Annotated in this window: 18 protein-coding genes; 7 read left to right on the top strand and 11 right to left on the bottom strand. The window is 62.8% G+C overall.

Annotated features, from left to right (window positions below):
- Window positions 1-12: 12 nt before the first annotated feature.
- Together Q7T45_RS00285 and Q7T45_RS00290 are read right to left on the bottom strand one after the other, a co-directional pair.
- On the bottom strand, window positions 13-606 hold the full coding sequence (locus tag Q7T45_RS00285; RefSeq protein WP_304865875.1) for a GNAT family N-acetyltransferase: 594 nt from the start codon (window positions 604-606) through the stop codon (window positions 13-15).
- A gap of 128 nt (window positions 607-734) precedes the next feature.
- A complete protein-coding gene (locus Q7T45_RS00290) occupies window positions 735-1661 on the bottom strand; it encodes an SMP-30/gluconolactonase/LRE family protein (RefSeq protein WP_304865878.1) in 927 nt (308 codons plus the stop codon).
- Window positions 1662-2030: 369 nt separating this feature from the next.
- Here Q7T45_RS00290 and Q7T45_RS00295 point away from each other — a divergent pair, with 369 nt between their 5' ends.
- Window positions 2031-2306 carry a hypothetical protein gene (locus tag Q7T45_RS00295; protein ID WP_304865880.1) on the top strand — a complete coding sequence of 92 codons (276 nt, stop codon included), beginning with the start codon at window positions 2031-2033 and terminating at the stop codon, window positions 2304-2306.
- Window positions 2307-2318: 12 nt separating this feature from the next.
- On the opposite strand, the gene Q7T45_RS00300 is transcribed toward Q7T45_RS00295, so the two are convergent.
- Entirely contained in the window at window positions 2319-2669 is a 351-nt protein-coding gene (locus Q7T45_RS00300) for a hypothetical protein (protein WP_370691185.1), read from the bottom strand.
- Between the two features lie 190 nt (window positions 2670-2859).
- Between Q7T45_RS00300 and Q7T45_RS00305 the strand changes: the two genes are divergently transcribed.
- Window positions 2860-3084, top strand: coding sequence for a hypothetical protein (locus tag Q7T45_RS00305; protein WP_304865883.1), 225 nt, complete (start codon window positions 2860-2862; stop codon window positions 3082-3084).
- Window positions 3085-3350: 266 nt separating this feature from the next.
- Here the strand turns inward: Q7T45_RS00305 and Q7T45_RS00310 are convergent, their stop codons facing one another.
- Together Q7T45_RS00310 and Q7T45_RS00315 are read right to left on the bottom strand one after the other, a co-directional pair.
- Window positions 3351-4493, bottom strand: a complete 1143-nt coding sequence (locus Q7T45_RS00310; RefSeq protein WP_304865923.1) for a hypothetical protein — start codon at window positions 4491-4493, stop codon at window positions 3351-3353.
- 322 nt (window positions 4494-4815) lie between these two features.
- Window positions 4816-5469: a glutathione S-transferase family protein gene (locus tag Q7T45_RS00315; RefSeq protein WP_304865885.1), complete on the bottom strand. Its 654-nt coding sequence runs from the start codon at window positions 5467-5469 to the stop codon at window positions 4816-4818.
- Window positions 5470-5663: 194 nt separating this feature from the next.
- Here Q7T45_RS00315 and Q7T45_RS00320 point away from each other — a divergent pair, with 194 nt between their 5' ends.
- Window positions 5664-6887, top strand: a complete 1224-nt coding sequence (locus Q7T45_RS00320) for a polyhydroxyalkanoate depolymerase (protein ID WP_304865888.1) — start codon at window positions 5664-5666, stop codon at window positions 6885-6887.
- 540 nt (window positions 6888-7427) lie between these two features.
- Here the strand turns inward: Q7T45_RS00320 and Q7T45_RS00325 are convergent.
- The 3 genes from Q7T45_RS00325 to Q7T45_RS00335 form a co-directional block, all read right to left on the bottom strand.
- Window positions 7428-8390 (bottom strand): MvdC/MvdD family ATP grasp protein, encoded by a 963-nt coding sequence (locus Q7T45_RS00325; RefSeq protein ID WP_304865891.1) that lies wholly within the window; start codon window positions 8388-8390, stop codon window positions 7428-7430.
- Between the two features lie 21 nt (window positions 8391-8411).
- Window positions 8412-8699, bottom strand: a complete 288-nt coding sequence (locus Q7T45_RS00330) for a hypothetical protein (RefSeq protein ID WP_304865894.1) — start codon at window positions 8697-8699, stop codon at window positions 8412-8414.
- A 148-nt stretch (window positions 8700-8847) separates the two neighbouring features.
- Window positions 8848-10167: an O-antigen ligase gene (locus Q7T45_RS00335; RefSeq protein ID WP_304865897.1), complete on the bottom strand. Its 1320-nt coding sequence runs from the start codon at window positions 10165-10167 to the stop codon at window positions 8848-8850.
- Between the two features lie 247 nt (window positions 10168-10414).
- On the opposite strand from Q7T45_RS00335, the gene Q7T45_RS00340 reads away from it, so the two are divergent.
- The 3 genes from Q7T45_RS00340 to Q7T45_RS00350 are packed head-to-tail and all read left to right on the top strand — an operon-like array spanning window position 10415 to window position 13805.
- Entirely contained in the window at window positions 10415-12418 is a 2004-nt protein-coding gene (locus tag Q7T45_RS00340; RefSeq protein WP_304865900.1) for an acyltransferase family protein, read from the top strand.
- Window positions 12405-13376, top strand: a complete 972-nt coding sequence (locus Q7T45_RS00345; protein ID WP_304865903.1) for a glycoside hydrolase family 26 protein — start codon at window positions 12405-12407, stop codon at window positions 13374-13376. Before Q7T45_RS00340 ends, Q7T45_RS00345 begins: the two co-directional genes overlap by 14 nt.
- A gap of 48 nt (window positions 13377-13424) precedes the next feature.
- The gene (locus Q7T45_RS00350; RefSeq protein ID WP_304865906.1) at window positions 13425-13805 is read left to right on the top strand and encodes a VanZ family protein; all 381 of its coding nucleotides are present in this window, start codon (window positions 13425-13427) and stop codon (window positions 13803-13805) included.
- Between the two features lie 7 nt (window positions 13806-13812).
- On the opposite strand, the gene Q7T45_RS00355 is transcribed toward Q7T45_RS00350, so the two are convergent.
- Window positions 13813-15930 (bottom strand): methyl-accepting chemotaxis protein, encoded by a 2118-nt coding sequence (locus Q7T45_RS00355; RefSeq protein ID WP_304865910.1) that lies wholly within the window; start codon window positions 15928-15930, stop codon window positions 13813-13815.
- Window positions 15931-16029: 99 nt separating this feature from the next.
- A complete protein-coding gene (locus tag Q7T45_RS00360; protein WP_304865913.1) occupies window positions 16030-17205 on the bottom strand; it encodes an ABC transporter substrate-binding protein in 1176 nt (391 codons plus the stop codon).
- A 453-nt stretch (window positions 17206-17658) separates the two neighbouring features.
- Between Q7T45_RS00360 and Q7T45_RS00365 the strand changes: the two genes are divergently transcribed.
- Window positions 17659-17823: a hypothetical protein gene (locus Q7T45_RS00365; RefSeq protein ID WP_304865915.1), complete on the top strand. Its 165-nt coding sequence runs from the start codon at window positions 17659-17661 to the stop codon at window positions 17821-17823.
- A 129-nt stretch (window positions 17824-17952) separates the two neighbouring features.
- Here Q7T45_RS00365 and Q7T45_RS00370 read toward each other — a convergent pair.
- Window positions 17953-18960 (bottom strand): MFS transporter (locus Q7T45_RS00370; protein ID WP_304865917.1); only part of this gene is annotated, 1008 nt, incomplete at its 5' end.

Raw genomic sequence — 18960 nt, forward strand, 5'->3', positions numbered from 1 at the left:
GCGCGGATAGAGCTACCGCGCCTTTTCGTTGAGTTGATAGGTGAGGTGCACCTTCGCCGTCGGCCATTCGCTGGCGATGATGCTGTAGACCACGGTATCGCGCAACGTCCCGTTGGGCGCGACCTGATGGTTGCGCAGGATACCGTCCTGCTTGGCGCCGAGACGTTCGATGCCGCGCCGGCTCTGGTGGTTGAAGAAATGCGTGCGGAACTCTACCGCAATGCAATCTAGCTGCTCGAAGGCGTGGCCGAGCAGCAGCAATTTGCACTGGGTATTGAGCGCGCTGCGCTGCACGCGCTTGGCATACCAGGTCGAGCCGATCTCGACGCGCCGGTTGGCCGCGTCGACGTTCATGTAGGTCGACATGCCCGCGATCCTGCCGTCGGCATCGAACACGGTGAACGGTAGCATCGAGCCCGAGGCCTGCAGCCCGAGCCGGCGATCGATCTCCTTGCGCATGTCTTCGGCCCTGGGAATGAAGGTGTACCAGAGCTTCCACAGCTCGCCGTCCTTCACCGCCTCGGTCAGCCCGTCGAGATGATCGTGCGACAGCGGTTTCAGCTGCGCATGCGCGCCGCCAAGGGTAACGGGTTCAAGCCAGGGCATGTAATGTTACTCCGTTCTCTATGCCGTCATTGCGAGGAGCTCTTGCGACGACGCAATCCAGCTTTCTTTGCCGCTTCACAAAAAAGCTGGATTGCTTCGCTGCGCTCGCAATGACGGAATTGACACCTTTATTTGTTCAAGAAATTCAGCGCCAGGCCCGGCCGCGCCCAGTCCATCGCGATCAACTCGCCCTTGCCCGACAGCGTGATGTACGCCGTCTTCAACTCAGGTCCGCCGAAGGCGATGTTGGTGGTGACGCGATCGCCGGTCGGGATCTGCTCGACCAAAGTGCCATCGGGCGCGATCACCGAGATGCAGCCCGAGACCAGCGTGGCGACGCAGATGTTGCCGTTGGCCTCGACCGCCAGCGAGTCGAACATCTGGTAGCCGCCGAGACCGCAGATCGGCTTGCCGCGCTCGCCGCGATAGATCACGTCGCGCGGCTTCAGCACGCCGGGCTCGGAAATCTCGTACGCCCACAGCCGGGCCGTCGGCGTCTCGGCGATGTAGACGGTGTTCTCGTCCGGCGACAGGCCAATGCCGTTGGCCGGCAGTATGCCATGCACCACCTCGACGATCTCCTTCATGCCGGGCTTGACGTAGTACATGCCGCCGACATCCATCTCGCGGGCTCGGCGCTTGCCGAGGTCGGAGAACCAGAGGCCGCCATGCCTGTCGAACACGAGGTCGTTCGGCCCGCGCAACCCATGCTCGCCGCACTTTGAAACGACCGTCTCGACCTTGCCGCTTTGCAGGTCGACGCGCTGGATCGAGCCGCCGAGATAGTCCTCGGGCTGCGGGCCCGGCATGATCATGTTTTTGGTCGGAATCCAGCTGAAGCCGCCATTGTTGCAGACGTACATCTTGCCGTCGGGGCCGAGGGCGGCGCCGTTGGGGCCGCCCGGCATCTCCGCGACCGTTTCCTTGCGGCCATCGGGCCAGACGCGCGTGAGCCGGCGGCCGCGGATTTCGACCAGCACTACCGAACCGTCCGGCATCACGACGGGACCTTCGGGAAACTCCAGGCCGGTGGCGAGAACACGAATATTGGACACAGGAATCCCCCCGCTTTTATGGCTGCAGGCGGATTAAAGGCTCATTCCGCACGCGCACGATTTCGTTGCGCCATGTTATGGCAAAGTCGATATCGCTTGCCAAGCAACTGACGGTGCAGGGCAGCCCAGCGGCACGGTCGGCCCGGACCGGCGCCGAATTCGCGGCCACCGGCGCGCCTCCCGGTCTGCGCGATATCTGCACAGGAATCCGCAAATCCTGACCATGCCTCGCAAACGCACTGCCAACCGGCGGCGCATCGTCAGGGCATGACAGCCATCAATGACACTTTTCACCACTCGCGCCGGCCATGGCGGATCCACCGGCGGCCGAAACCGCAACCCGTTGCGACCAATCCCATGCGAGGCAAGATGGGACGGACCTCCAGCGTGATCTGCTTCATCCTCGCGCTGCTGACCGTACTCAGCGTCACTCCGGTCTTTCTGCTGTTCTGCGCTTGTGAACTCTCGCCCAGCTGCCTCGCCCGCGGGTTCGGAAATTTTCTGGTTGGCCCGTCAGGCGTGCGCAAGCCGGCCGTCGTGATCATGCTCGGCCCGCTGTTCGTCCTGCTCACCTATGTTGTTGTATTTCTCAGGTGTCACCGACGCCGGGACGTGCTCGACTTCGCTGGCCGCTCTCCCGGCTGAACGGCGCGGGTCCTATTTCGCCGCATCCTTCGCCGCCGGCGCATCCACCTTTTTCTTCGTGTCCTCAGCCGGCTTCTTCTGCGCCGCCTGCAGGTCGTCGACGGTCTTCTGCAGGCTGACGACCGCACTCTTCAGGCCATCGATCTGGCGGCTGGCGGCGTCGATTTTCTGCCGGTGTTCACCACTGAGCTTGGCGATCGTCTTCATCAGGAAATCGACATTGCTCTGCAGGCAGCTGGTGCGCCGCTCCATGGTCTTTTCGACGGTGCAGATCTCGATGCCGGGAACGTCCTGAGCACAGGCGGGCGTCAGGAGATGGGGCGCGATAACCATCGACGCGACGAGAACGATCCGGCCGATCATTGAAATCCTCATTCAAAAGTGGATGTCGCGGTCAATTTGTCGCGAGATGGAACCAGCCACCGAGGCTACCATACTGAAACCTCATTCGCGCGTTGAGGTTTGCGCGGGACACCCCACCTGAGGCAAGCGACGGCGCTGGCGCGGCTCCGGAACCGCGGTGCCAGGTGTGTCACTGAGGGAGAATCACTAGATGGCAACACGCGAACGACGGCTGGCCGAGTTCAATGGCAATGGCGAACCGCCGCCGGATCAGCCGGTTCAGGTGCTTTGCGAGGATCACAGCGGCACCTACCAGCTGCCGTTCGCCTGCCGCTTCGTCGATGGCGCATGGCGCAACAATGATTCCGGCGGCGCCGTCGAGGCCACCGTGGTCGGCTGGCGCCTGCCCGCTGCTCCGATTCGCGCCCGGTCCTGAGACCGGCTCGTTGTGCCACAATGCGACGGCAGGCGGCCGCGCCTTAAGCTTTGGAACGCGGTGGGAACGAATCGCGCCCGAATCAGCGGTTCGGGGCTGTACTCGCCTGTTCACGGCTAGATATCGGCTGGAATGTTATGCGGCGCACCACATGGAGCACGATCACAATCGGTCGCAGCCAGCGGCCGAGCACAAAGGTTAATTCCTCCGGGGATGACATCGCGCAACTCCCTCTTGGTCATGATCACGATCGGATGGCGCCCGCATCATTCGTACAAATACCCGACCGGCTTTCCTTCGGTACGCAGCGGACGAATGTCCTTCCGCGTAATGATTTGACCAGCCAGGCCGTCAATTTCGTCACGCTGCGTCGGCGTCCAGCTGCGAAGATTCTCCATTCCTTTCAGCAGGCCGAGCCGGAGGATTTGTGTATTCTCGCCGACCCCCGTGAGCGTGATCGTGTTCTTGCCCGCCGTGACCGTATCGCCGGTCGCAAGCTCGAAATTCTCGCCCGCGCTGTTGCTGAATTCGGCCGTGCCGCGAATGACGCGATAGATGACCACCTCGCCCTTATCGAGAAAGGCGGTGTCCGCTGTTGCTGACGTGCTCTTCGGCAACAGCGACTGGCCACGCGGGTCGGTCGCGATGATGTGTCCGGCCGTCAGCCGGCCGCTTGGAATCTCGATTCCGATATCGCGCACATAAACAGGCCCGGCGGATTTGACGGGGCACCCCGCCGGCAGCGGCCTGTAGAGCGCTTCCAGCTCCAGCGGGTCCTGCAGCCAGAAAGCGGCGCCGGACGGGCGGTTATGCAGCGGATGGCTCCATGCCACACGCGGTGTTTCCGCCTCGTTGATCTGATCCGGGCCCACCACCGTCGGGTTGGGGAAGGTCGTGGGATCGGTAATGAAGCCCTCGAGAAACTTGCCGGAATAGCCCATGGAAATCGGATCCGGCACCACGGTCTGTGGCGTTTTCAGGTTCTCTTCCGTGGACAGCCCCGCCCAGGTGTAAAACAGCTGGCGATGCACGATCGCGCTCTGCAGAATCACCGCACCGGGGCCGACATAGTAGACCCGGCCATCGTAATCGAAGGTGAACACGCCCGATGTGACCAGCACGAGCTGGTAACCGCCCGGTGGCAGGTGAAGATGGAAATCGGTTGGGCCGGTATCGGGCAGGTAAATCGGCAGGTTTGTCGAAACCTCGTGGAGCAGGAAGGTTTCGTTGTTGGCGTGAAAGCCTTCGTTGGCGCGATTGTAGAGCGCCTGCGGCCGATACGTCGCCTCGTGCGCTGCATTCCGGTCGCGATCGATCGCCACGAAATTTTTGGTGTTCAGGCGGAGGGGATCGCCGTTCGGACGGGTGAGGCCGGACGCCTTGGAATCGATCGCGGCATGCACGTTCATGAAGCCTCCACGGTTCTCGTTCGTGATCGCAACCAGGCGAGGCGTCCAAATTTTCGGCAGCGTCGCATCGTTGCGTTCACAGCTTCCGGGGGCTATGCGAGAATCGCGCCAGCCGCGCTGCAGCGCGGCAAAATTCGTTCGCAGCTGCCGTCGACCCGCTGAAGCTGTTGGACGGATGCCGAAATTCGAGTTGGACGATTGTTGGCGTGCCGGCCGCAGGTTCGGCGACGCCGGCTGTGCCATGGCCCCGCATGGCCGCAAGTTAAGCAAAGCCTGCCCCTGCCTTGAGCCCTGTAAACAGGCACAGGGGAGTCCGCGCTGCCTAATATTCGACCTCGAGCTCCTCGATGTCGGCGGGCTCGGCCCTGGCGGCCTCGATCCATTCCTGCATCTCGGGCAGCGCCATGATCATGTCGGCATAGGCCTTCAGCCGCGGCTCCAGCTTCACGTCATAGGTCATGAAGCGGGTCACCACCGGCGCGTACATCGCATCCGCCATGCTGCGTTCGCCGAACAGGAACGGCCCGCCCGATTCGGCGAGGCATTCGCGCCAGATGGTGCAGACCCGGTCGATATCTGATTGCGCGCGCGACCAGATCTTGAAGCCGGGGAAATGCCCCTTCAAATTGACCGGCAGCGATGCGCGCAGCGTGGTGAAGCCGGAATGGATTTCACCTGAGATCGAGCGGCAACGCGCCCGCAAAATGCGGTCATCCGGCAACAGCCCGGCATCCGGCTTGATCTCGTTGAGATACTCGGCGATCGCCAGCGTGTCCCATACGGTGGCGCCGTCGTGGCGCAGGCACGGCACCAGGATGGACGCCGACAGCAGCAGGATTTCGGCCCGCGCCGAGGCATCGTCGGGCGCGGTGACGATCTCCTCGAACTCCAGCCCGGAAAACTTCGTCAGCAGCCAGCCGCGCAGCGACCAGGACGAATAGTTCTTGCTGCTGATGGTCAGTGTCGCTTTCGCCATATGGCTTTTCCTTCACGCCTGAACGTCCGGCAAGGCCATGCGGGCACCGCTTTGCCCAGGCGATACCGCCGCAAAGTGCCCATGGTCCATGCCTCACGCAGTCTAAGCAGCAAGCGACGTGCCAGTTGGCAGGGCTGTTCTGCCTCCGCTCTGGCTTCGATATTGCATAGCAGTATCGACGGGGGCGTTTCCGGATGAAGTCTATGATGTATCAAGCCTATCAGAACCACATGGACCTGACGGCGCCATGGCGGACCGGGGCAGCGTCGGCGCTCAAATACCTCAACCTCGTGCCGCAAGGCGGGTCCGACAAGATATTCGGCCGGCTCGCCGCCGCCCTCGAACTGATCTCGCGGACGTCGCTGACCTATTCCCGCCCGGCCTACGGCATCGACAAGGTCATGGTGGGCAACCGGGAACTGGAGGTGACGGAGGAAGTCGTTTACGCGACGCCGTTCGGCTCGCTGCTGCATTTCAAGAAGGAAAACTCGCCGGAACAGCCGCGCATGCTGCTGGTGGCGCCGATGTCCGGGCACTTCGCCACGCTGCTGCGCGGCACCGTGAAAACCCTGCTGCAGGACCACGACGTCTATATCACCGACTGGCACAATCCGCGCGACATCCCGCGCGAGCACGGCAAGTTCGGCCTCGACGAATACACCGAGCACCTCATCACCTTCCTCGACCAGCTCGGTCCGCGCGCGCACATGGTGGCGATCTGCCAGCCGTCGGTGTCGGCGCTGGCGGCCGCAGCCATCATGTCGGAGGACAATCACCCCGCGCGCCCGGCGACCCTGACATTGATGGCAGGACCCATCGACACGAGGATCCTGCCGACCAAGGTCAACGAATTCGCCAAGAGCAAACCGATCACATGGTTCGAGGAGAACCTGATCAACTACGTGCCGTTTCAATGCAAGGGCGCGTTCCGCCAGGTCTATCCCGGATTCGTGCAGCTCACCGCCTTCGTCTCGATGAACCTCGAGCGCCACATCAAGTCGCATATCGATCTCGCCCAGCATCTGGCCAAGGGCGAGACCGAGAAGGCCGATGTGATAAAAACCTTCTACGACGAATATTTCGCTGTGATGGACCTGCCGGCGGAATTCTACATCGAAACCGTGCGCGACGTGTTTCAGGAACACCTGCTGCCGCAGGGCAAGATGACCTACAAGGGTCGCCCGGTGAACCCGGCCTCGATCAAGCGCATGGGCCTGATGACGGTGGAAGGCGAAAAGGACGACATCTGCTCGATCGGCCAGACGCTGGCGGCGCAGGACATCTGCACCGGCGTGCGCGCCTATCGCAAGGTGCACCACATGCAGGCCGGCGTCGGCCATTACGGCGTGTTCTCGGGAAGGCGCTGGAACAACGAAATCTATCCGCTGCTGCGGGATTTCGTGCACGTCAATTCGTGACTTGTTGAAGCCGCTCTCTCAACGTCATTGCGAGCGAAGCGAAGCAATCCAGCTTTGCGAAGCGACACCAATAGCTGGATTGCTTAGTCGCAAGCGCTCCTCGCAATGACGCTGTGAGAGTTTCGATTTGATTTTCCACCAGCTGGCTTAACTCGGATGAAGCGAAGCGCAATCCTGGGTTGGCCTCACCATCGTTCCCGGATTACGCCATCGGCCGCGCATTCGCGCGGCCTCCTGGCTTCATCCGGGCTACGACACCGACCTCGGAAGACTTCTATTTTGGACAATTACCGCGCTCAACGCAGTCGCGTTGCTTGCCCCCGCCCCACTTTTGCTTCTGCTGATCCGTCGACTGGGCAAAAGCCTGGGACAAGGTTAGCCCGATGAACGCGGTGAACAGAATTAAACTGATTGCCTTGCGCACGTTGTCTTCTCCCTGCTCTTGTTATAGGGCCGACATTACCTTCTTTTCCACGATCTCCAAGATCCAAACGGGCCCGGTTGTGCTTTTGATCCAGCGAGGCGTCGCGTCGCCGGGTTTCATGGCCGGTACGGTTCGCTCAGGGCATCGGCAAGCGCCGCCGTAATCTCTAGACCTGTGGCGCACTCGACCCACATGTATTGCCCGGAAGGGTTCACCTCCAGAAATACGTACCGTCCTTCCGGCGTGACGATGAAATCGAAGGCGCCATAAATCAGGCCGAAGGTTTTCATGAAGGCGAGAATCCTTGCCTCGATCTCTGCTGGAAGATCGATCACCTCGTATTGCAGATCCTGCAAGAACGGCCGCCAATCGAGGGCCGCTTTCGCGTGCGCCTGGGAGTCGATTTTGGCGCTGAAAATGCGCGTGCCGACCACCGTCACACGGATCTCGTAGGATTTTTGAACACGCTCCTGAAAGATCCCCGGCGTCACCCGAATGAGATCGAGATCCGCGATCCGTTCCGGCGTCAGAAGCCCGGTGAAAAGCGCCTTGCCGGGCTCCAGGTCGCGGGCCTGCGACAGGCCTTTGTAAATCGTTTGGGTTTGAACGGCTGCGACGAACTGACGGACTTCATCAGGATCGTTGGTGATGACTGTACGCGGAATATCCAGGCCGACCTCGCCGGCAACGAACAATTGGGCGGGCTTCGACCTGGCGGCCCGTTCGCATATCGGATTGTTGATCCACAAGAACCTGCCGATCGTGGTCAGCGCCGCGAGTGCAAGCTGCGACTCGGTTTCCGCAAATCGCCTTTCCTCGCCCGCAAGTTCGGCAGGAAACCCTGCAGGCTGATCCCACTGCCACCAGATGCTTGCAATGGTCTCGAGGTCAACCCTGCGGCCGTCCGAGACGAATTCCGCACTGAAATCGCCATTTGACGCGCGATACGTCAAAACGGAGTCCAGCGGAAAAAGGTCTGTATTCCAGCGGACGCACGGCACATTCCGTCGCCGCAATTCTGCCAGCAGCAGATCAGCCGCCGGATCGAAGCGCGCGGTGATGAGCAGAATGGATTTCATCACCGCACGCCTTGCAACACTTTACTCGTCGTATTTTGGACAATCCTTGCAGCCGGCCGTCACCTTTGCGAGCTGCATGTTATTGTTTTTTTCATAGACCGGCGTCCGCGTGGTCGGATCGACCATCATCTGAAGCGCCGGATCATAAACCATGGCGGGGATCGTCATCCCCGCTCCCGTATTCAGAAACGGCCGGGCGAAGATATCGTTTGACGCGTGCGCAGGTTCCAATGCCGCCCCAACGGTACCCGCACTGACAATTCCAAGGAGCAATCGTACCGAGTTCGCGGAAATATCTTTCATATTCATGGGCTATTTCCTCCTCTATCTGGCCGTTGCGCGCTGGAAAGGCTACTCGCCTGGCAACTCCACCGCAAGCCGCTAGGTCCCCGCACCGGTTACCTCGTCCGGATCGGATGATCCTTCAGCCCGTTGTTGTCGTAGGCCGCGCGCAGCGCTATGTCGTGGTTCGAAACCGCGACAAATAGTGCAGGCCGATCACCGCCACCAGGAAGGTGAACCACATCGGATCGGTGCGATCGAGGAAATAGCTTTCCAGCGATGCGATGTAGATTCCAAACAGCCAGACCCGCAGAAACATGTTGGCCAGCGGCGTCGGCGCGCCGTACGCCGCCGCGCGGTGATAATTCCGGAGCGGGATAATCACCAGAATGGAGATCACCAGCAAAAGGCCGGGGATGCCGAGCGCCAGCGCGGAATCCAGATAGCCGTTATGGCTGTGCGACGCGATCAACACCCAATTATCGATGGCCTCGCCGGTATCGATCTCCTTCACATAGTCGCTGCCCCAGAACGCGAAATAGCCATAGCCGAAGAACGGCTTCTGGGCGATCGACGCGAAAGCGAAGCGCCAGACTTCGTTGCGTCCGGTGAAGCTGGCGTCGAAAGGAAGCAGGCTGGCGACGGACGCCAGCGCCGGACTGAGGACGGCGCCAACGCTCATGAGATTGAGGACGATCAGGGGCGCATAGCAAAGCACGGCCCGAACCCGGAAAGTCCTTGCCGCCGAGACCAGCGCGGTCAGCACGAAGATGATCAGGCAGAGCGCGGTCGAGCTCTTGCCTGCGGCGAAGAACAGAAAAACGACCGAAAGGACGGTGATGAGCGGCCCGACCAGTGCGGCACCCGACCGCGTCAGATAGACCCCGACAAAGATCAGCATCACCATGACGGCGGACGCGGTGTTCTTGTGGTCGAAGACGCCCCGCCAGTCCCCGGCCAGATGATATTCCCAGACGTCGGTGGACTGGTGAACCGCCAGATGCGGCGTCATCATCACCCCAAAATAGCAGACCGCCAGAAACGACAGCACGGCGACGCCGAGCCACCTGTTCAATTCACGCGCGGTCGACGGCAGCAGCAGCAGCGTTGCCGCGACCACGAACACGCAGAGCGTAAGGACGAATCGCTGCGTGGAGGCCGAGGGGTCGCGCGACATCACGAGATTGATGCACATCCAGCAGCCGAACAGGATGTAGGGCGTCGACACGAACGACCGAAGCGCTTCCGCGTGCCTGTGCGTCACCAGCGCCAGCGAGAGTACGGCGAGAAACCCGAACAGCGCGTAGGTCGTGCCGCGTCCGGTGGCGCCGTCGCCCGCCGTCGGGTTGCCGAGATCGGCGAACGGCTGCAGCGAAATCCAGACCAGCAGCAGCACTGACATGAACAGCGCGCCGCGCAGGATCTGCACGACCGGAATGCGGCCGACATAGAGCGCGATCGGCGACTCGACCCAGAGGCTGGACAGCCTGTTCACGGCAAGACTCGCTGAATTTCGGTTGCGGTTGTCACAACAACACTCGTCCTGATCGATGCGGCGCAAGAAGGGTGCAAGAACCATGAGCCCTGCGCGTGGTCAAAATTATAGAGCAGCCGGTCGTGCCGGCGTTGCAATATTCCGAAGTCGGTTAACCGGTCCGCTCTTAACCATTCCGGGGCGCGCTGGACCGGATATTGCAATCATCGACGCATGACCTGACCTCGTGACGGAACATGTGAAGCGAATGGCAATACTGTCGAGTTTCCGCGGCAATTCCACCGCGGGCGGCGAATGCACCGCCGGGCCGGGCCGTTTCGGCACATCCGGGCTGTCCGAAGTGTCCGATTTTGCGACGAAGTACCGCGCCGATATCGACGGCCTGCGGGCGCTCGCCGTCGTTCCGGTGCTGCTCTATCACGCCGGCATTCCGGGTTTTCCCGGCGGCTTCGTCGGCGTCGACATCTTCTTCGTCATTTCAGGATATCTGATCTGCGGCATGATCAATGCGGACATCCGCAACCGGCTGTTCTCGCTCGGCGACTTCTACAAGCGCCGGGTGCTGCGCATCCTGCCCGCGCTGTTTGTCATGTTCCTGGTCACCAGCGTCTTCGCCTATCTCTATTTCCTGCCCGTCGAGCTCGAGGATTATGCCAGGAGCCTTGCCAGCGCCCTCGGCTCCGTCGCCAATATCTACTTCGCGGGCACCGCGGGATACTTCGACGCGCCCGCCGAGACCAAGCCGCTGCTGCATACCTGGTCGCTCGGCGTGGAGGAACAGTTCTACTTCATCGTTCCGCTGTTGATGCTGCTGGTCTGGCGCGCCGCACCGAAGCAGGCCAGACTGCTGTTCGCCGTCGCCGCGGCCTTGTCCTTTGCCGCAGCGGTCGCGGTCAGCTTTCGAAATCCCACCTTCGTATTCTACCTGGCGCCGTTTCGCGCATGGGAGCTGGCGCTCGGCGCGCTGCTGGCGATCGGGTTCTTTCCGGCGCCGCAAACCACGTTTGGGAAGAATGCCTGCGGCGCGGCGGGGATGCTGTTGCTGCTCGGCGCCATCTTCCTCGGCTCGCCGTCGGCGCCGCTGCTGCTGATGATTTCACTCGCCAGCATCGGCTCTACGCTGGTGATCGCCTCGAGCGAAGGTGGCGTTTCGGCGGTCGGCCGGCTGCTGTCGCTGCGGCCGGTGGTCTTCATCGGCCTGATCTCCTATTCGCTCTATTTGTGGCATTGGCCGCTGATCGTGTTTCAGCGCACGGATCAACTGCTGCTGCCGGATTCATCCGGCATCGCGGCCAAACTGGCGCTGGTGGTGCTCTCGTTCGGCATCGCCTTCCTGTCGTGGAAATTCGTCGAAATGCCGTTCCGCAAGGCCAGGACGGTGTCAAAAAGCATGGTGTTCGGCATCGCCTCGATGGCGACGGCTTCGGCCGTGGCGCTCTGCGGCCTGGTGCTGTTCGTCAACGGCGCGCCGTTCCGCTTCCCCGAGCGCGTCGTCGCGATCGCATCCTATCTCGCCTACGATCCCTCCCGGGCGTTCCGCTCCGGCCAATGCTACCTCGCGACCAACCGCCAGCAGCTCGATATCGAGACCTGCATGACACCGGACGCCAGGCGGCCCAATTATCTCCTGGTCGGCGACAGCCACGCCGCGCACCTGTGGTCCGGCCTGTCGGCCGCCATGCCGGCCGTGAACATCCTGCAGGCCACCGCCAGCGCCTGCCGCCCGGCCGCCATGACGGTCTCGCCGCTGGACACGCGCGCCTGTCCCCGGCTGATGCAGTATGTCTTCAGCGACTTCCTCGTGAACAACAGGGTCGACAAGGTCCTGCTCGCGGCGTCGTGGAAGGACGAGGATATCGCTGGCTTGTCCGAAACGATCGAGACCCTGACGTCGAGAGGGCTCGACGTCGTCGTGCTGGGGCCGATCGTCGAGTATGACACGCCCCTGCCGCGGCTATTGGCCGACGAAATCCTGCGCAACAGCCCTTCGATCGCGAGTCGCACCCGCACCGCCGGAATCCGCGAGCGCGACCGCGAACTGAGCCGGATCGCCGCAGCAAAGGGCGCCACCTATCTTTCCGTCTACGACGCGGTTTGCCGCGACGGCCAGTGCGATGAGTTCGCCGAAGGCGACATTCCCCTGCAATTCGACGCCGGCCACCTTACGGCGCAGGGCTCCGTGGTGGTGGGACGCAGACTATCGACCGGCCTGGCTGGACAACTGGCGAGGGCCGACAATGTTGTTCGCTGACCATGCTCGCGCGCTGCGGGCGTTTCTGGGAGCAGCGACGGTCGCGGCGATCCTGGCGCTGAGCGGCGCAGGCCCGGCCTATGGCCAGACAAACGCTGCACGCATGCCCGCGAAATTTGCCGGCGCGTTCGTCAACTGGGGCCCCGACGGCCGCGAGAAGACGTTGCAGGTCTGGGAAAAATGGCTGAACCAGAAGCCCTCATCGGTGCTGGGCGTCGACTTCTACGCCCAGTCGACCTGGGAGGATTATTCCAAACTGAGCTGGGTTCCGGGGATCTGGAAGAAGCTCAACCCGGCGCGAAACGTGGTGTGGTCGATGCCGCTGACGGTGAAGGGAACGCCGCTCGCCGATGTCGCTGAAGGCCTCCATGACGCGGCCTTCGAAGCCGCCGCCCGGGCGATCGCCGAGGCGCATCCGAAAGCCATCATCCGGCTCGGCTGGGAGATGAATCTGGTCGACTCGCCCTGGTTCGCCAAGGGCCAGGAGGCGGACTACATCGCCGCCTTCCGCCGCGTGGTCGGAATCTTCCGGCGGCACTCGGACGGCTTCAAATACGACTGGTGCCCGGGCTGGGGGCTGCAGGAGCTGCCGGCCGATCTCGCCTATCCCGGCGACGATGTGGTCGATTACATCGGCCTCGACGTCTACGACTACAAGCATGAGGGCTCGGCGCAGGAACGCTGGGACACGCACTACCTGAAAGCGCCGTTCGGCCTGCAATGGCACCGCGACTTTGCCGCCCGGCACGGCAAGCTCATGAGCTACCCGGAATGGGGCGTCGGCCAGTTCGGCGACAATCCCTTCTTCGTCCAGCAGATGCGCGACTGGTTCGTGCAGAACCAGGACAAGATCGCCTATGCCGCCTATTTCGACGTCGACGGATTATGGCCGACGCAGATCGACAACAACCAGTTTCCGCAGTCGCAGAAGCTTTTCCGAAAGCTGTTCAAGCGCTGATCCGGAATATGGGCGCAGGCGACCGATCCGGACATAAAGGACTACAACGTGGACACCATCCGGCTGTTGATCAGGCGCGCGGCCTGGCTCTCGATCCTGATCGTGGTGCTGGTCACGCTCGTTCCTATCGGATGGCGGCCCGCCACCGGCCTGTCACCGAACATCGAACGGCTTTGCGTGATGGCGGCGGTCGGCGCGCTGTTTGCCGCGGCCTATCCCCGGCGATTCTGGCTGATCGTGCTGACGCTGTCGCTGACATCCGCGATGGTCGAGCCGCTGCAGTTCATCGCGGCCGGCCGTCATCCCAGCCTCCGCGACGTGGAATTCAAATCGCTGGGCGTGGCGATCGGCGCGGTGCTGGGCTATGCGGTCGCTGCGGTTACCGGCCTGACGGCCGGGCCGACGGGCCCGGCGCCGGAAGCGACCTAATTGCCGCTCAAGCGGCGCGCACCGTATCGAGAAACTTGCCGACCTCGAGCTTGAGACGATTGCTTTCCCCGGACAGCGACTGCGCCGAGGACAGCACCTGCGCGGAAGCCGAGCCGGTCTCGCGCGCGCCATTGTTCACATCGACAATATTGGTGGCGACCTGGGACGTGCCCTGTGCCGCCTGCTCGACATTGCGGGCGATTTCCCGCGTGGCGTCGCCCTGCTGATCGACCGAGGTCGAGATCGTTGCCGCAATTTGCGAAATCCGGCTGATGGTGGTGCCGATCTGCTTGATCGCCACGACCGATTCCTGGGTCGCGACCTGCATCCCGGCGATCTGACTGCTGATCTCGTGGGTAGCGCTTGCGGTCTGCGCGGCCAATGCCTTGACCTCCTGGGCGACCACCGCAAAGCCGCGTCCGGCCTCACCGGCGCGGGCCGCCTCGATGGTGGCGTTCAGCGCCAGCAAATTGGTCTGCTCCGCGATCGAGGTAATCAGGTCGACCACATCGCCAATCCGCAACGCCGCCTTCGACAGCTCGTTGATGCGCGAGTCGGTGCTCTCCGCCTGACTGACGGCTTCGCCGGCGATCTTGTTGGACTCCTGGACCTGCCGGCTGATTTCGGCAATAGACGCGCTCATCTCTTCGGTTGCGGCCGCAACCGACCTGACGTTCGAGGAGGCTTCCTCGGAAGCCGCTTCCACCCTGCCGGAGAGCTGCTGGGTCTCATCGGCGGTGCGGGTCAGACCGGTCGCCGAGGCTTCCAGCTCCGTCGACGCGGAGGAGACCGTCTGCACGATCTCGCCGACCGCGGCTTCGAATTCATCGGCCAGCTTGCGCATCTCGGTTCGGCGCTGGGCATGCACATGCTTCTCCGCCTCCGCGCGTTCGGCGCGCAGCCGGTTGGATTCCAGCATGTTGCTCTTGAAGACCTGCAGCGCTTCGGCCATGTCGGCGATTTCGTCCGACCCGGCGGTGGCGATCTCGGTGGCGAGATCGCCCGCGGCGACCGATTTCATGCTGTTCTGCAGCCCGACCAGGCGGCGCACCACGCCACGGCCGACATACAGCCAGCCAATGACAAGCGCGGTGGCAAGACTGACGAGCGCAAGGCTGATCAGGATGATCCGGCCCTGGCGGATCTCCGCCTCGGATTCACGGACCGCCGATGTCGCCGAAGCCTCGCTGCGGGTTCGCAGGCTGGCGACTTCCTTTTCGAACTCCAGCGCGAGCGTGCGGTTTTCCGTCACCACATTGGTGCCGGTCTTCGCGGCGGCCAGCTCCTTCTGCTTGAGCTCGAAGACGTTACCGGCATCCTTGCCGGTCTTGACCAGCTCGGTGACGAGTTTCGAGGTCTCGGCGTCCTTGAAGGCGGCGGCGGCCTTTCCGAGACGGCCCGCCGTCGCGGTGAACCGGTCCCTGACCGGCGGCAGCAACTCGATGGACGGCAGGTCAGCCGCCTCAACGAGGATGCCCAGCATGAGATTGGATTCGGCGCGCAGATCCAGGATGGCCTGCAGCGCAGCCAGCTCGTTGTCAGCCAGCGCGGCAAGCGTCTTCTTGATGACCTCGAGGTCCTTGTTGTCCGCTGCGGTCTGCAGGCCGAGGGTCAGGGTGAATCCGGCATCGTCGGCCATCGGCGACAGTTTTTCGGCGAGCTTCTGATGCGACTTGCGAAGGCCGGCGACCAGCGCGTGCTGGGAGTCGGCAATCGCCTGACGCTCGGCGGCAGACTGCATCAGCCGGTCGAGGTTCACCAGAATACGGTCCGCGGTCTTGTTGAGCCGTGCGGCATCGTCGGCGGCGAGCGCGCCGATGGCCTGCTTGAGATCCTGGCGCGCGGCAGTCAAAACCTTGACGGCGTGGTCGCGCTCGGCCTTGTCGGTTGCCGCCAGCAGGCGTGGTGCTGCAGCGGCGACTTCGCCGGCGGCCCTGACCACCTCGGAAGCACGGGTAATTTCGGGCAAGCTCTTTTCGGCGACCGCGCCAATCGAGCGTCCGAGGCTGTCATAGGAGATCATCGCGCTGCCGCTCGCCAGCACCGTGAGGGCTGCGACGACGCCGAAGGCCATGAACAATCGACCACGAAGGCCGAGGTGATACCACGACGTCGCGGTCTGCATCGTCAATCTCCAGATCGTATCAGGTGGTGTCAGGTCGTCATTGCCGAAATCGGGCCGCGAGCAGCGAGGCCTTGCCCCGCCGTTCGCGGCCGCGTTGCGTTACGATCCGGACTTCTCGAGGCGATCGACCGCCTTGAAGCTGCCGTCCGGCTGAATCACGGTGAGGAACACCTGATTCGATCCCCGGTTGCTGGTCGCGCTGTAGCTGAGCTTGAAGCCGCCGAGATCCAGGCTGCCGGCTTTTTGCACGGCCTCGATCAGAGCCGCACGGGTCGGTTCGCCATCGACCTTTTCGAGGCCGGCGATGATCGCGCGGCCGACGAGGTAGCCCTCGAGCGACACGAAGCCCGGCTGGGCGTCGGGAGAAGACGCCTTGAGCGCGGCATGATAGCGCCCGACCACCGGGATGGCCGCGTCCTTCGGGAACGGAACGACCTGCGTGATGACCACGCCGGCGCCCGCGGGCCCGAGTTCCTTGGCCAGCGCATCGGATCCGACGAAGGAGATGTTCACGAAGGTGACGTCGAGCTTGATCTGCCTGGCGAGCTTGATGAACTCGGCGGCGGGCTTGTAGGGGCTGATCATGATGACCGCCTGCGGCTCGGCCTTCTTGATGGCCAGCAGCGCGGTTTTGACGGCGACCGTGTTGCGCTCGAAGGTGCCTTCGCCGGCGAGCTCCATCTTCCGCTTGTCGAGCGCCTTCTTGACGCCGGCAAGGCCGGCCTGACCGAAGGCATCGTCCTGGTACATGATGGCGATTTTGGTGGCGCCGAGATCCTTGGTCAGATGTTCGACCATGGCTTCGGTTTCCTGGAAGTAGCTGGCGCGAATATTCAGCACCAGCGGCTTGTACGGCTCGCGCAGAAATTCAGCGCCGGTGAAGGCGCCGATGAAGGGAGCGCCCGCCGCGGTCGCGATCGGCTGGGTAGCGGCGGCGGTCGGCGTACCGACGGCGCCGGCGAGAGCGAACACCTTGTCTTCCTCGAGCAGCTTCTTGACCGCTTCGATGGATTTGGTCGGCTCGTAGCCGTCATCGACGCTCTTCAGTTCGAGCTTGCGGCCCTTGACGCCGCCGGCCTTGTTGATTTCCGCGAAGGCTGCATCGAGCCCCATTTTCATGCCCTGGCCCAGGGCCGAGGCCGGACCTTCGAGTGCGGTCGCCTGACCGAACACGATCTTGTCAGCCGAAACGCCGTTCTCGGCGAATGCGGGAATGCCCGTCGCGAGGAGGCCGGCTAAGACAAGAGGAAGAGCGTTGAACGAAGTGGTTCGCATTTGAAACGTCCTTTGGGCGAGGGAACGGTCAACCGGACCGGCTGGGTGATCGGGCGCTGTGACAAGGCAATTTGTCATGCAAGCTGAGCGATGCTGCTATGCCACTTTGTCCGCGATACCTTCAGAATCGATTAATTCGCGTTCCCCGTAGTGCTACGTAGTCGCAACGGCGGTATCGCAATACTGCAAGCAATACCGGGGCACCGTCAGTCGTCGTCTTCAACTCCAGACGCCGCGATGCAACATGACGCGAGACGCGTTCTCCCGGGCAACGCGCGCAAAATAAATGAACTCATGATTCGGAGCGCCGACGCTTGATTCACCGCGCGTTCACTCCGTTGCCGGATCGATCCGGCCAAGCGGCGCGCGGGGAACCGGCCATTAAGCTGTCCCGCTTAAGGATGGCAAATCGCCTCAGTTGAAGAAGGCGAATTGGGAAACAGGGGAACTAAAATGAAAAAGATCATCGCGCTCGTTGCTTTCGCATGTGCCCTCGGCGCCTTCGCCAGCCTGCCGCATGCCGACGAAACCCGTCAGGCCGCTGCCGAACCGGCGGTGATGCTGGCGATGTTGCCGGTGCCGCAATCGCTCAAGGTCGAAGCTTACGACGCCATCTGATCGTTGGCTTCAGGCGCGGACGGCATCGTGCATGCCGTCACGGGTTTGAACCTCTCGCGAAATCGGAAGACGGACGCGCTGTCCGTCTTCTGACGTTTCACCGGCCGGTATCCCGTCCGGACAGATCCATCAGTTCGCGTTGGCCGCCGGCACCTTGATCTCGGTCGGCAGGATGATCGCCGCCGCGATCACCAGCAGACACAGCCCCGCGAAGGCATGCAGCATGGTGACGAAACCGCCCTGCTCGTATAGCCATGCCACCAGCCCCACCGACGCGCCCGCCGCAGTAAAGCCGATGAAGTAACGCACCGAATAGGCGCGCGAACGCCATTCCTCGCTGGTATATTTGCCGACCATGGCGTCGTTGACGGTGACCTGGCCGAACGCGCCCATCACGATGCCGATCGCCGCGAGAATCAGCGGCAGGTTGGACAGCGTCGCCGCCAAATACAGAAACGGCGCCAGCAACAGGGACAGCGGCAGCGAGATCGCCTTCAGCGAATAGCGGTCGATCAGTTTGCCGATGGTGTATTGCGTCATGGCGCCGAACACGTAGACGCAGGCCGCAATCACCCCGAGCAGTGCCGGGCTCGCGGTCATGTCGGCGAGGCGCTCGGCGAACAGCTTTGGCCGCGCCACCGTCCCCGCGTTGAAGGTGGTGGAGATCGCGATCACCACGATGAACAGCGCCAAGATCACCCGCCACATGTCGGCCTTCGCCACCCGCGCCTGCGCCGCGGCCTGCTTGAAGCCGGAGCGGTCCTCATGCACGACGGTTCGCGCGAAGGCCACGCCGATCCCGATGGTGACGATGCCAGGCACGATAAAGGCCCAGCGCCAGCCGAGATACTGGCCGATCACGCCGGTGACCAGCGCCGACGACGCCACGCCGAGATTGCCCCAGACGCCGTTCAGGCCCATCTCGCGGCCGAGCTTGTCGGCATAGGACACGATCATGGCGGTGCCGACGGGATGATAGATCGAGGCGAAGATGCCGATCGAAAGCAGCGCCGCACCGAGCTGCAGCGGGGTCTGCACCAGACCGACCGCGATCATCGACAGCCCAATGCCGGCAAAGAAGATCACCATCATGTGGCGGCGGCTCCAGCGGTCGCCGAGCCAGCCGGTCAGCAGCGA

It is taken from the genome of Bradyrhizobium sp. (genome assembly GCF_030646015.1).
In the GTDB taxonomy this organism is placed as follows: Bacteria; Pseudomonadota; Alphaproteobacteria; order Rhizobiales; family Xanthobacteraceae; genus Bradyrhizobium.

Bases quoted from the DNA above. Each gene is read 5' to 3' on its own strand.
- Q7T45_RS00355 (WP_304865910.1), bottom strand. From the start codon at position 15,930: ATGCAGACCGCGACGTCGTGGTATCACCTCGGCCTTCGTGGTCGATTG.
- Q7T45_RS00285 (WP_304865875.1), bottom strand. From the start codon at position 606: ATGCCCTGGCTTGAACCCGTTACCCTTGGCGGCGCGCATGCGCAGCTG.
- Q7T45_RS00295 (WP_304865880.1), top strand. From the start codon at position 2,031: ATGGGACGGACCTCCAGCGTGATCTGCTTCATCCTCGCGCTGCTGACC.
- Q7T45_RS00340 (WP_304865900.1), top strand. From the start codon at position 10,415: ATGGCAATACTGTCGAGTTTCCGCGGCAATTCCACCGCGGGCGGCGAA.
- Q7T45_RS00345 (WP_304865903.1), top strand. From the start codon at position 12,405: ATGTTGTTCGCTGACCATGCTCGCGCGCTGCGGGCGTTTCTGGGAGCA.
- Q7T45_RS00305 (WP_304865883.1), top strand. From the start codon at position 2,860: ATGGCAACACGCGAACGACGGCTGGCCGAGTTCAATGGCAATGGCGAA.
- Q7T45_RS00315 (WP_304865885.1), bottom strand. From the start codon at position 5,469: ATGGCGAAAGCGACACTGACCATCAGCAGCAAGAACTATTCGTCCTGG.
- Q7T45_RS00325 (WP_304865891.1), bottom strand. From the start codon at position 8,390: ATGAAATCCATTCTGCTCATCACCGCGCGCTTCGATCCGGCGGCTGAT.
- Q7T45_RS00320 (WP_304865888.1), top strand. From the start codon at position 5,664: ATGAAGTCTATGATGTATCAAGCCTATCAGAACCACATGGACCTGACG.
- Q7T45_RS00310 (WP_304865923.1), bottom strand. From the start codon at position 4,493: ATGAACGTGCATGCCGCGATCGATTCCAAGGCGTCCGGCCTCACCCGT.
- Q7T45_RS00365 (WP_304865915.1), top strand. From the start codon at position 17,659: ATGAAAAAGATCATCGCGCTCGTTGCTTTCGCATGTGCCCTCGGCGCC.
- Q7T45_RS00300 (WP_370691185.1), bottom strand. From the start codon at position 2,669: ATGATCGGCCGGATCGTTCTCGTCGCGTCGATGGTTATCGCGCCCCAT.
- Q7T45_RS00330 (WP_304865894.1), bottom strand. From the start codon at position 8,699: ATGAATATGAAAGATATTTCCGCGAACTCGGTACGATTGCTCCTTGGA.
- Q7T45_RS00360 (WP_304865913.1), bottom strand. From the start codon at position 17,205: ATGCGAACCACTTCGTTCAACGCTCTTCCTCTTGTCTTAGCCGGCCTC.